Below are 11,799 nucleotides of genomic sequence, written 5' to 3' on the forward strand. Positions count from 1 at the left end.
GTCGGTCAACGTCGTGCGGATCAAGGTTGCCTCCCATTTGGCAGCCTTGAATCAGCCAGCGATCAGTTTGGAAATCCTCAAACGTCAACACGCCCTAGTATCGCCGAATTGACTGCACCTGCAAGCAAAACAAAGCCCCACAAAAGGCTGCCTAAAATTCCCCCAAGGAAAATCAGCGCCACCCCAACAGAAGTAGAAAACTTGTAGAATCCGGCAAGCGATGCTGGTTCAACCGTGGCTTCCAGTGCTGGCCTTACCAAAATCGGAAACAGAAGCAGCCCGAGGAGACCCGCGCCCAATAGAAACACGCTGCGCACAAGCCGAGCTGCTGCATCATCCCAACATTTGAAATACGCGTCTGCCGCCTTTTCGCGCGAAAGAGGGAGCGGCTGATCATCCTTCATGGCCGTCTACCTCAATTTCAGCGTCGCAAGCCCGATCAGCGCCAGGATCAGCGCGATGATCCAGAAGCGGATCACGATCTGCGCTTCGCCCCAGCCTTTCTTCTCGAAATGGTGGTGGATCGGCGCCATCAGGAAGACGCGGCGGCCGGTGCGCTTGAAATAGGCGACCTGGATGATGACCGACAGCGCCTCGACCACGAACAGCCCGCCGACGATGGCCAGCACGATCTCGTGCTTGGTCACCACCGCGATGGCGCCCAATGCGCCGCCCAGGGCCAGCGAGCCGGTGTCGCCCATGAAGACCGCCGCCGGGGGGGCGTTGTACCACAGAAAGCCCAGGCCGCCGCCGATCAGGGCCGAAACGAAGATCAGGATCTCGCCCGTGCCGGGGACGTGGTGGACGCCCAGATAGGTGGTGAAGTCCACCCGGCCCACCGTATAGGCGATCACGCCCAGGGTTCCGGCGGCGATCATCACCGGCATGATCGCCAGCCCGTCCAGCCCGTCCGTCAGGTTCACCGCATTGGCCGATCCGACGATCACCAGCATCCCGAAGGGGATGAAGAACAGCCACAGGTTCACCAGCGCGTCCTTGAAGACCGGTAGGGCCAGTTGCCCCGACAGATCCGCCGGATGCAGCCACATCGCCCAGGCCGAGGCCACAAAGGCCAGGGCCAGCCCCAGCAGCATCCGAATCCTGCCGGACACGCCCTTGGTGTTCTGCTTGCTGACCTTGGCATAATCGTCGGCAAAGCCGATGGCGGCGTAGCCCGTCGTCACCAGCAGCACGATCCAGACATAGCCGTTGTCCAGCCGCGCCCACAGAAGCGTCGAAAAGAACAGCGCCGACAGGATCAGGATGCCGCCCATCGTGGGGGTGCCGGCCTTGACGAAATGGCCCTCGGGGCCGTCGTCGCGGATCGGCTGGCCCTTTTTCTGGACGCGGCGCAGATAGTTGATCAGCGGACGCCCGAAGATGAAACCGAAGATCAGCGCCGTGAAGAAGGCCGCGCCCGCCCGGAAGGTGATATAGCGAAACAGGTTGAAGAGGTCGCCCCCTTCGGAAAGGCTGCTTAGCCAATAGAGCATCGGTTATTCTTTCGTTTCAGAGACGGGCGTCTGCGCCGTTTTCCGCAAGGCGTCAACGACGGTCGAAATCTTCGAGGACTTGGAGCCCTTCACCAGCACGATATCGCCGGGCCTGACCAGATCGGCGGCGCGCGCCGCCAGTTCCGCCGCGTTTTCGGCCCAGGCGCCGCGCCTGGCGGGGGGCAGGGCGTCATGCAGGTGGCGCATCCGGGGACCGGCGCTGTGGACCAGATCGACCTGGGCCATGGCGGGGTCGTCGGCCATCGCGCGATGCATCGCGATCTCGTCCGCGCCCAGTTCCAGCATGTCGCCCAGGATCGCCACGCGCCGTCCGCCCTGCAATCCCGCCAGCGTGGCAAGTCCCGCCGACAGAGAGGTCGGGTTGGCGTTATAGGCGTCGTCGATCAGGCGCAGGCCCGCCAGATCCTCGACCGCGCCGCGCCCTTTCGGGGGCAACCAGTCCCCCAGGCGCTGGCCCGCTTCCTTCACATCCGCCCCGGCGGCGGCCAGCGCGGCCAGCACGCCCACCGCGTTCATCGCGAAATGCGCGCCGGTCGTGTGCAGCGTGAAATCAACCGTTTCGCCGCCGATCCGCGCGCGGCACTTCAAGGCGCCATTGTCGGGTTTGGCCTGCACCAGCTTCGCCTGCCCGTCGCGGCCAAAGCCCATGACCAGGGCGCCCGCTTCGTCGGCGCAATCGCGCAGGATCTGCGTGACCGGCAGATCCTCGGGGATGATGGCGTGGCCGATGGGTTCCAGCCCCTGGAAGATCGCGCCCTTTTCGCGGGCGATGCCCTCGATGGCTCCGAACGCTTCCAGATGGGCGGCGGCGACGGTGGTGATCATCGCCACATGGGGACGGGCCAGACGCGACAGGGGCGCGATTTCGCCCGGATGGTTCATGCCGATCTCGATGATGGCGAAATCGGTGTGGCGGGGCATCCGCGCCAGGGTCAGCGGCACGCCCCAGTGGTTGTTATAGCTGGCCTCGGCGGCATGGATGCGCCCCTGCCCCGTCAGCGCCGCCCGCGCCATGTCCTTGGTCGAGGTCTTGCCCACAGATCCGGTAATGGCGATGACCTTGCCAGCCATGCGCCTGCGCCCCGCCCGGCCCAGCGACTCCAGCGCCGCCAGAACATCCGGCACGATCAGCAGCGGCGCGGTCGGCGAAACGCCCTGGGGGACGCGGCTGACCAGGGCTGCGGCGGCGCCCTTGTCCAGAGCCTGCGCCACGAAATCATGGCCGTCGCGCGCGTCCTTCAGCGCCACGAACAGGTCGCCCGCCCGGATCGTGCGGGTGTCGATAGAGACGCCCGTCGCGGTCCAGTCGCCCTGCGCGCGCCCGCCCGTCGCGGCGGCGGCTTCCTCGGCTGTCCACAGGGTCATATCTTGCCGTCCAGTGCCGCGACCGCGACCGAGGCCTGTTCGGCGTCGTCAAAGGGATAAACGTCGGTGCCGATGATCTGGCCGGTCTCGTGACCCTTGCCGCAGATCAGCAGCGCGTCGCCCGGCAGCAGCGCATCGACGCCGCGCAGGATCGCCTCGGCCCGGTCGGGGATTTCGGTAGCCTCGGGGCCTGCGCCTTCCATGACTGCGGCGCGGATGGCTGCCGGATCCTCGGTCCGGGGGTTGTCGTCGGTGACGATCACCACATCGGCAAAGTCGCGCGCCGCCTGCCCCATCAGCGAACGCTTGCCCCGGTCGCGGTCGCCGCCCGCGCCGATCACGCAGACGATCCGGCCCATCACATGCGGGCGCAGCGATCCAAGCGCGGCGATCACCGCGCCCGGCTTGTGGGCGTAATCGACAAAGACCGTGGCGCCGTTTTCGCGCTGCGCGACAAGCTGCATCCGCCCGCGCACGGTGTGCAGCTCGGGCAGCGCGCGCAGGACGGCATCGGCCGGATCGCCCGCCGCCAGAACCAGCCCCATCGCCGCCAGCACGTTTTCCGCCTGGAATCCGCCGATCAGCGGCAGGCGGACCATATGCGGCTGACCCATGACCGAGAATCGCAGATCCTGCCCGGTCGCATCATACCGCTGGCCCAGGATCCGCAGCATCGCCGTCTCGCGCGTGCCGACGGTGGTGACGGCCAGGCCCCGGTCGGTGGCGATGTCGACCATCTGCCGCCCCCGGTCGCTGTCCACGTTGATGACAGCGGAACCGCCCTCTTCCAGGATATGATTGAACAGCAGCGCCTTGGCCGCGAAATAATCGTCAAAGCCCGCGTGATAATCCAGATGGTCCTGGCTGAAATTGGTGAACGCCCCGGCCTCGACGCGAACGCCGTCCAGGCGGCGCTGATCCAGGCCGTGGCTGGACGCCTCCATCGCGGCATGGGTGACACCCGCCGCCGCGGCCTCGGCCAGAATGCGGTGCAGGGTCAGGGGGTCGGGCGTCGTATGGGCCAGCTTGGCCTGATAGTCGCCTTCGACCCCCATCGTGCCCAGGCTGATCGCCTTGCGACCCAGATGCTGCCAGATCTGGCGGGTAAAGCTGGCGACGCTGGTCTTGCCCGATGTGCCGGTGACGGCCACAACATGATCGGGCTGCGCCTCGAACCACAGCGCGGCGGCGCCGGCCAGGGCGGCGCGCGGATCCTCGGCGACCACCACGGCGCCGTTCCAGCCGGACAGGGCATCGGCCGCCATCTCGGCCCCCGCGCGGTCGGTCAGGACGGCGGCGGCGTCCATTCGCAGGGCATAGGGGATGAATTCCCCGCCATGCAGCGCCGATCCGGGAAGGGCCGCGAACAGATGGCCGGGCTTCACGGTGCGGCTGTCCAGCGACAGCCCGGTGATCTGCGGGTCGCGTCCGTCCCTTGCCCGCAGCCCCAACTGCGACAGCGTCTTTCTGCCCTGCACCGTCTCACCCATCATTGATTTGCGCTGAGCTTTAGCTCATCGGCCGGTTGCGATTCAACACGGGGCGCGAAGCGCGGGGCGATGACCGGCAGGTTTTCGTCGGTCACGGGTTCAAGCCCGACCAAGGGCGCCAGGCGGCGGATGATGGCGGCGGCGACCGGCGCGGCCGTGGCCCCCGCCGTGCGGCTTTCCCCGCCCGGCCCGGTGACGGACGGTTCGTCCAGCGTCACGATCATCACGTATTTCGGCGCGCTTGCCGGAAAGACCGACGCGAAGGTCGACACCACCTTGTTGTCGTAATACCCGCCCGAGGGGCGAGGCTTGTCGGCGGTGCCTGTCTTGCCCGCGACCTCGTAGCCCTCGACCTCGGCCTGCCTTGCGGTGCCGCGCGTCACGACCTGGCGCAGCATGTCCACAGCGCGGTGGGCGGCGCGTTCGGACAGAATCCGTTCGCCCTGGGGCCGGGTGCGGCCGTGGATCAGCGTCGGCGTCACCTTCACGCCGCCGTTGGCGACGGTCGCATAGGCGGCGGCCAGGTGCAGCGGACTGGCGGCAAGGCCGTGGCCGAAGGACACGGTGGCGGCGGTCACCGCGGGCCAGCGCGTCGGCACCAACGGCTTGCCGGTCGGCGCCTCGACCATCTCGATCGGCAGCGGATCGAAGAAGCCCAGCTTTTGCAGGAAATCCTTTTGCCGGTCCACGCCGATCATCTGGGCGATCCTGACCGTTCCCACGTTCGAGGATTTCACGATCACATCCGTCGCCGACAGCTGCGGACCATAGTTCGAAAAATCGCTGATCCGGTATTTGCCGATCCGCATCGGCGTCGTGGTGTTGATGCCGCTGTTCGGATTGATGATCTGCAAATCCAGCGCCTGCGCGACCGGGAAGATCTTGAAGGTCGAACCCAGTTCGTATTGCCCCTGCACCGCGCGGTTGAACAGCGGGCTGTCGGACGGATCGCCCTTCAGCAAGGGGCGCGGGCGGTCGTTCGGATCGAAGTCGGGCAGGCTGGCCATGGCCAGGATCTCGCCCGACTGGATTTCCATCAGGATGCCGGTCGCGCCCTTGGCGCTCATCACCTCCATCCCCGAGGCCAGGACCTGCTCCATCGCGGATTGCACGGACAGGTCTATGGACAACTGCAACGGCGCGCCGTCATTGGCTGGATCGCGCAGCCAGCCGTCGAAGGCCTTTTCGACGCCCGCGACGCCCAGAACCTCGGCGCTGTTCACGCCCTCGTTGCCGAAGCCCGATCCGCCCAGGATATGGCTGGCGATGTGGCCGTTGGGATAGACGCGCATCTCTCGGGGACCGAACAGCAGGCCGGGTTCGCCGATGTCATGGACCGCCTGCATCTGTTCGGGCGACATCTTGCGCTTGATCCACATGAACTTGCGGCTGCCGGTGAAATCCTTCGTCAGCTCGGCCGCGTCCAGGTCGGGAAAGATTCGCGCCAGCGCGTTCGCGGCGCCCACCGGATCGATCATCTGGTGGGGATGGGCATACAGCGAATGGGTCAGCAGATTCGTCGCCAGAACCCGCCCCTGCCGGTCGGTGATGTCGGCGCGCTGCGACACGATCTGGGCCGACATCACCTCGCTCTGCGGCTCGATCGGTTCGCTGGAGGCCAGCGTCCCCATGCGCACCCCGACGACGCCGAAGGCCAGCACGAAGCAGCTTGCCATCAGCGCCAGCCGCCCTTCGGCCCGGCGGCGGGCCTTGTCCTGGACGGCCTCGTGCCGCTGGCGGCGGGCTTCGGCTTCTATATCGTCGGGATTTTCGCCCCGCTCGCGGGCGCGGAGGATCTTGGCCAGGGGGCGCAGGGGGGTGCGGATCATGACGGTCACTCCTGTGGGGCGGCGTCGGCGCCGGGCGTGGCTTCGGTCTCGGGGGCCGTTTCCGGGGGCGGGGGCGGTTTGGGATAGTCGATATGGCCCAGGCCCATCACCTGCCCGGATTCGCGCGGGACCAGTTGCAGGCGGTCGAAGTTCAGATCGACCAGTTCGCGCAGCCGCTCGGGCCGGTTCAGATAGGCCCATTCGGCGCGCAGCACGCCCAGATCCTCGCGCAGTCCCGCGATCTCGCGCTGGATCTGGCGCATGTCGGCCAGCGCGGCCTGAGTGCGGTAGTTTTCCCGATAGGCCCAGAAGGCCAGGCCCATCACCAACAGCGCGCAGGCCAGGAAGGTCAGCGGGCGCATCAGTGCCCCCCTTTCGGCAGGCGCGGCATCGCCAGCGCATCGGCATCCACCGCCCCTGCGGGCGCGTCGGTGCGAATCGCCACGCGCAGCAGGGCGGACCGGGCGCGGGGGTTCGCGGATTCCTCGTCGGGATCGGGACCGATGGCGCGGCGGAAGGGCATCGTGAAGGCGGGGGGCGTCATGTCCTGCACGGGCGCATAGCGGCTGCCCCCGCCCGCGCTGTTCGATCGCGCCTGCATGAATCGCTTGACGATCCGGTCTTCCAGCGAATGGAAGCTGACCACGGCCAGCTTGCCGCCGGGCTTCAGGGCGCGTTCGGCGGCCGACAGCCCCTCGACCAGTTGGCGGAACTCGTCGTTCACCCAGATGCGGACCGCCTGGAAGCTGCGGGTGGCGGGATGGCTTTGGCCCGGCTTGGGGCGCGGCAGGCAGGATGCCACGACCTCGGCCAATTCGGCCGTCCGGGTCAGCGGCCGCGCGGCGACGATGGCGCGGGCAATGCGGCGGGCGGCGCGTTCCTCGCCATAGTGATACAGCACGTCGGCGATCACCGATTCGTCGGCGCCGTTCAGCAGATCGGCGGCCGATGGTCCCGCCTGTTCCATCCGCATGTCCAGCGGGCCGTCGCGCAGGAAGGAAAAGCCACGGTCAGCCAGGTCAAGCTGCATCGAGCTGACGCCCAGATCCAGCACCACCCCGTCCAGCGGCTCGCCGGCCAGCGAATCCAGATCGGAAAACGTGCCCGCGACCAGCCGCAGCCGGTCGCCGTATTCGCCCGCCCATCCGGCGGCCATGTCGAAGACCAGCGGATCCCGGTCCACGCCGATCACCCGGCCGGCCCCGGCCGCCAGCAGCCCGCGCGCATATCCGCCCGCCCCGAAGGTGCCGTCCAGCCAGACACCGGCGACAGGCGCGACCGCCCGCAGCAGGGGGTTCAGAAGGACGGGCACATGCGATTCGGCCATTGCTCAGCCCTCGTCCACCTGGTCGAGGAAGGACCGCGGGTCGAAATCCGGGCCGTGACGGGCGGTGAAATCCTCCAGCGCGGCGACATCCTTGGGACGCGTATCGGGGTGATAGACCTGGATATAGTCGCCGCGCGATTCGAAGATCGTCTCGGCGCCCTCGGTGAAGCCCAGCTTCTCGCGCAGCTTCTGCGGCAGGACCAGACGGCCCTCGCGGTCGATTTCCAGATCGGTGGACTGACCGTTCATCAGCATTTCCAGCCAGCGCCGTTCGGGCGACCCGCGCGTCAGCTTGTCGATCTGCTCGTCGATCTCCTCGATGGCCTCGATGGTGTAAAGCTCGATCCAGTTCCACCAGTCGGGCCCATAGACGGCGACCAGTTGCGTGCGGCCGGTGTTGGCGGTGGCGAAACCGGGATCGCCGGCATCGAAGACGCGGCGCAGCCGGGCCGGGATCGACATCCGACCCTTGCCATCGACCTTGACGGATTCAGTGCCTCTGAACTTCCGCGCCACCTTGGCCCTGCCTCACTGCCCAGCCTTTCCGTCCGCGTGAAAAGAAAGGGCGGACCGGGCTGCTGCCACTGCCCGATCCGCCGCCCTCGTTCCCACGGTCTTTCCCCGTTTTTCGGGGTCCGTCCTTGTCAGGCGCCACCTGGGGGAGGTGCTGCTCGCGCCTGCGGACGGCTTGTTGGAAAACGGACGCCTGTATGAAAGCCTGCTTCGCCTTTTGGGGTCTTGGTCGCCCCTTTACTGCCCGTCTTCGTGATCAGGTTGTGGCATGGGAATTTATGGGAAGCAACGGAATTCTGCGCCCGGTGAGGAAGCCAAACCGCGAACAGCGAAATGCCGCGACCTGTGGCAAACCGTCACCGAATCATCTTGAAACCCAATTCCTTGGGTTCAAGGCCTCGATTCCCCCCAAGATATCGATGATTAATATTTGATATAGACGCTGATCCACAGCCGACCCTGGCCGCCGCCCGCCCGGACCTGTTGCGACTTATCCACAAAAAAGCAGAAATGCGGCCAATGCGCTTCACGGGCCGTCACGGCGTCGTGATCCCTTTGGGCAACGCGGGGGCGAAGGCTTCCCTGCCTATTCCCGCGTTTTCCCAGGACCGAGGGAATCAGGCCAGGCCGTCCCCGACCAGCCGATCCGCCAGCCGCGCATAGGCCTGGGCCGTCGCCCCGTCCCCCAGGGCCACCGGCCGCCCCGAATCGCCCGCCAGGCGCACGTCCAGTTCCAGCGGCAGCTCTCCCAGGAAGGGCAGGCCAAGGGCGCGGGCCTCGGCCGCGACGCCGCCATGGCCGAACAGATGCGCTTCGTGGCCGCAGTTCGGGCAGACATAGGTGGACATGTTCTCGACCAGGCCCAGGACCGGGGCTTTCAGCTTGTTGAACATGTCGATGGCGCGCCGGGCATCCAGCAGCGCCACGTCCTGCGGGGTCGAGACGATGATCGCCCCTGTCACCGCCGCCTTCTGGCACAGGCTCAACTGCACGTCGCCGGTGCCCGGCGGCAGGTCGATCAGCAGCACGTCCAATTCGCCCCAGTTCACCTGTTGCAGCATCTGCTGCATCGCGCCCATCAGCATCGGGCCGCGCCAGACCACGGCCTCGCCCTCCTTCAGCATCAGGCCGATGGACATGACGGTGACGCCATGGGCCTGCAACGGCTCGATATGCTGGCCGTCGGGGCTGGCGGGACGGCCCGACACGCCCATCATGCGCGGCTGCGAGGGACCATAGATGTCGGCGTCCAGCAGCCCGACCCGGCGCCCGGCGCGCGCCAGCGCCACCGCCAGGTTCGAGGTCACGGTCGACTTGCCGACGCCGCCCTTGCCCGACCCGATGGCGATGATGCTTTTGACGCCGGGAATAGGCTGCGGCCCGCCCTGCCCGGTCGGATGGCGACCGATCTGCAACGAGGGCGCGGCGCCCGAACTGCGCACCGGCTGGGTGGGGGCCGCCTTGCTCGCGGGGGCGGTCATGACGATCTGGACCTTTGCCACGCCCGGCAGGGCCTCCAGGCGGCGCTTGGCTTCGGCCTCGACGGGGGCGAGGCTGCGGGCCACACCGGCATCCGCGACCTCCAGCACGAATCTCACCGTGTCGCCATCGACCGAAAACGCCCGCACCAGATCGGCTTTTTCCAGCGTCCGGCCGTCCGGCAGAACGATATCAGAGATTTCCCTAAGGGCAGCTTCGCGGTTCACGGACATGTCAGGACCTGTTTGAAAGATTAACGCAACCATGGTCCACACCGGCTGCGGCATCAACCACCCGCCGCAATATGCGGCAAGATGACCGTCGCACCTCCGAATTCGCATGTTTTTGCGGCGCGGCGTGAACGCTAACGCACCTGGATTGTTACATTTCCGTCATAAATATGAACGGCCTTGCGGGTGGTTGACGCGCCAGTCATGCGATTGCTGCATGGCAGCATTCCCCAATGATCCATTGTGCAGTCGCAGCATTAGCGCCATCTTGGGTGCATCGAAACGGCGCCGGGCCATCCGGGCAGGGCGCAGACGCAAGAGACGCTGAAAGGATACACCATGGCTGCCATCGCACACACCCACAACGCCGCCGCCGCCACTGGCTTCGCCGGTCGTTTGATGGCTGCGATCCAGCACATGCAGGAAAACCGCGCCCGCCGTGCGATCTATCGCCAGACGGTCCGCGAACTGAACGTGCTGACCAACCGCGACCTGGCCGATCTGGGCATCAACCGCGCGATGATCGGTCGCCTGGCCCACGAAGCGGCCTGGGGCACGAAATAACGACGGAATTTTCCGGCCCCCTCTCCTCCCTGGGGCACGGAAACGGCGGCATCCTCTCTCCTCCCACCCCGAGGATGCCGCCCAAAGACAGCGCCGGAACCCGTTCTCCTCCCCCAGGGTTCCAGCGACAGGCGGCGGCCCCTTCCTCCTCCCTGGGGTCGCCGCAACCTGACATAGCCGCCCTGATCGCGGCACCAGACACGGCCCGCCCTCTCCTCCTCCCTCGGGCGCGCCGTCTGCGGCGAAGCCTCTCCTCCCCGGCTGACCCGCACCCCATAGCCGCCCCATTCGCGGCACCCGGATGCGACGGACCCCTCCTCCCATTGGTCCGATCGTTGGCGGCGACGGCCCTCCTCCTCCCTGGCCGTGCCGCACCCCAAACGCGGCCCCTCCCTTCTCCCTGGGCCAGCGTTCCGCGGCGGCGCCCCTCCTCCTCCCTGGGCGCCGCCGCTTTTCGTTTCAGAAAGCCGCATCGGCCCGTGCAAGGCGATATAAGGCTTTCCCCGCAAGACCGCGCGGGCTAAGGGCGCGACATGCTGAGCTATCAACACGCCTATCATGCGGGAAACCTGGCCGACCTGCACAAGCACGCGCTGCTGGCCGCCGCGCTGGATTACCTGACGCGCAAGGACAAGCCGCTGTCCTATCTGGAAACCCATGCCGGTCGTGGCCTTTATCGGCTGGACGGGGCCGAGGCCACCAAGACCGGCGAGGCACGCGCCGGCATCCAGCGGGCCGAGGCGCAAGAATGGCTGCCCCCGGACCACCCGCTGCTGCGCGCCCTGACGCAGGTCCGCCGCAGCCATGGCCCGCTGGCCTATCCCGGATCGCCGCTGATCGCCGCGCATTTCCTGCGCCGGGGTGATTCCGCCCACCTGGCCGAGCTTCACCCCGCCGAATACGACGCCCTGACCCAAGTGGCGGGCTTTGCCGCCCTGCATCGCCAAGACGGATTCCAGATGGCGCAGGCCGTCTGCCCGCCCACGCCCCGACGCGGGATGATCCTGATCGACCCCAGTTACGAAGTGAAGGCGGATTACGCCGCCATCCCCCGCCAGATCGGACTGATCGCGCGCAAATGGAACGTCGGGGTCATCGCGCTGTGGTATCCCATTCTGACCGACAACCGCCATGCGCCGATGCTGGAGGCCTTGACCGCCGCCCATCCCGACGCCCTTCGGTCCCAGGTGTCCTTCCCCCCGGCCCGCCCCGGCCATTCGATGATCGGATCGGGCATGTGGGTGCTGAACGCCCCCTACGGGCTGGCGGACGAGGCCGCGCGGCTGGACGCCACCTTCCGCGCCCATGCCTGAACCGGGGGATTCCCCGGCCCCCCCCCCAGTGGGAGGGTCCCCCCCCCCCCCCCAACCGCCCCCGGCCGCGCGCCCGCGCCCCCCCCCCCCCCCCCCCCCCCCCCCCCCCCCCCCCCCGCGGCCCCGGGGCCCCGGGCGCCGGGCGGGCGGGGCCGAAAGCAACCTGGCCTATGTC

Annotated in this window: 11 protein-coding genes; 2 read left to right on the top strand and 9 right to left on the bottom strand. The window is 67.5% G+C overall.

Going from position 1 to position 11,799, the window contains the following annotated elements:
- Nucleotides 1-77 precede the first annotated feature (77 nt).
- The 9 genes from PARHAE_RS00525 to PARHAE_RS00570 all read right to left on the bottom strand — a co-directional run bounded on the left by PARHAE_RS00525 (nt 78) and on the right by PARHAE_RS00570 (nt 9,750).
- The gene (locus PARHAE_RS00525; RefSeq protein ID WP_126152655.1) at nt 78-404 is read right to left on the bottom strand and encodes a hypothetical protein; all 327 of its coding nucleotides are present in this window, start codon (nt 402-404) and stop codon (nt 78-80) included.
- 6 nt (nt 405-410) lie between these two features.
- Complete coding sequence (gene mraY / locus PARHAE_RS00530) at nt 411-1,493, bottom strand: phospho-N-acetylmuramoyl-pentapeptide-transferase (protein ID WP_126152656.1); 1,083 nt, start codon at nt 1,491-1,493, stop codon at nt 411-413.
- 3 nt (nt 1,494-1,496) lie between these two features.
- Nucleotides 1,497-2,879: a UDP-N-acetylmuramoyl-tripeptide--D-alanyl-D-alanine ligase gene (locus PARHAE_RS00535; RefSeq protein WP_126152657.1), complete on the bottom strand. Its 1,383-nt coding sequence runs from the start codon at nt 2,877-2,879 to the stop codon at nt 1,497-1,499.
- Nucleotides 2,876-4,357: a UDP-N-acetylmuramoyl-L-alanyl-D-glutamate--2,6-diaminopimelate ligase gene (locus tag PARHAE_RS00540; protein ID WP_420899378.1), complete on the bottom strand. Its 1,482-nt coding sequence runs from the start codon at nt 4,355-4,357 to the stop codon at nt 2,876-2,878. The genes PARHAE_RS00535 and PARHAE_RS00540 overlap by 4 nt, the downstream gene beginning before the upstream one ends.
- An 11-nt stretch (nt 4,358-4,368) precedes the next feature.
- Complete coding sequence (locus PARHAE_RS00545; RefSeq protein ID WP_126152658.1) at nt 4,369-6,198, bottom strand: peptidoglycan D,D-transpeptidase FtsI family protein; 1,830 nt, start codon at nt 6,196-6,198, stop codon at nt 4,369-4,371.
- Nucleotides 6,199-6,203: 5 nt separating this feature from the next.
- Nucleotides 6,204-6,560: a cell division protein FtsL gene (gene ftsL / locus PARHAE_RS00550; protein WP_126152659.1), complete on the bottom strand. Its 357-nt coding sequence runs from the start codon at nt 6,558-6,560 to the stop codon at nt 6,204-6,206.
- Nucleotides 6,560-7,525, bottom strand: coding sequence for a 16S rRNA (cytosine(1402)-N(4))-methyltransferase RsmH (gene rsmH / locus PARHAE_RS00555; protein WP_126152660.1), 966 nt, complete (start codon nt 7,523-7,525; stop codon nt 6,560-6,562). The genes ftsL and rsmH overlap by 1 nt, the downstream gene beginning before the upstream one ends.
- 3 nt (nt 7,526-7,528) lie before the next feature.
- Complete coding sequence (locus tag PARHAE_RS00560) at nt 7,529-8,041, bottom strand: division/cell wall cluster transcriptional repressor MraZ (protein ID WP_126152661.1); 513 nt, start codon at nt 8,039-8,041, stop codon at nt 7,529-7,531.
- Between the two features lie 614 nt (nt 8,042-8,655).
- On the bottom strand, nt 8,656-9,750 hold the full coding sequence (locus PARHAE_RS00570) for an Mrp/NBP35 family ATP-binding protein (RefSeq protein ID WP_126152663.1): 1,095 nt from the start codon (nt 9,748-9,750) through the stop codon (nt 8,656-8,658).
- A 336-nt stretch (nt 9,751-10,086) separates the two neighbouring features.
- On the opposite strand from PARHAE_RS00570, the gene PARHAE_RS00575 reads away from it, so the two are divergent.
- Together PARHAE_RS00575 and rlmJ are read left to right on the top strand one after the other, a co-directional pair.
- The gene (locus tag PARHAE_RS00575; protein WP_241232613.1) at nt 10,087-10,311 is read left to right on the top strand and encodes a DUF1127 domain-containing protein; all 225 of its coding nucleotides are present in this window, start codon (nt 10,087-10,089) and stop codon (nt 10,309-10,311) included.
- Nucleotides 10,312-10,844: 533 nt separating this feature from the next.
- Nucleotides 10,845-11,624, top strand: coding sequence for a 23S rRNA (adenine(2030)-N(6))-methyltransferase RlmJ (rlmJ, locus tag PARHAE_RS00580; RefSeq protein ID WP_126152664.1), 780 nt, complete (start codon nt 10,845-10,847; stop codon nt 11,622-11,624).
- Nucleotides 11,625-11,799 lie beyond the last annotated feature (175 nt).

The organism is Paracoccus haematequi (assembly GCF_900631945.1).
GTDB lineage: Bacteria > Pseudomonadota > Alphaproteobacteria > Rhodobacterales > Rhodobacteraceae > Paracoccus > Paracoccus haematequi_A.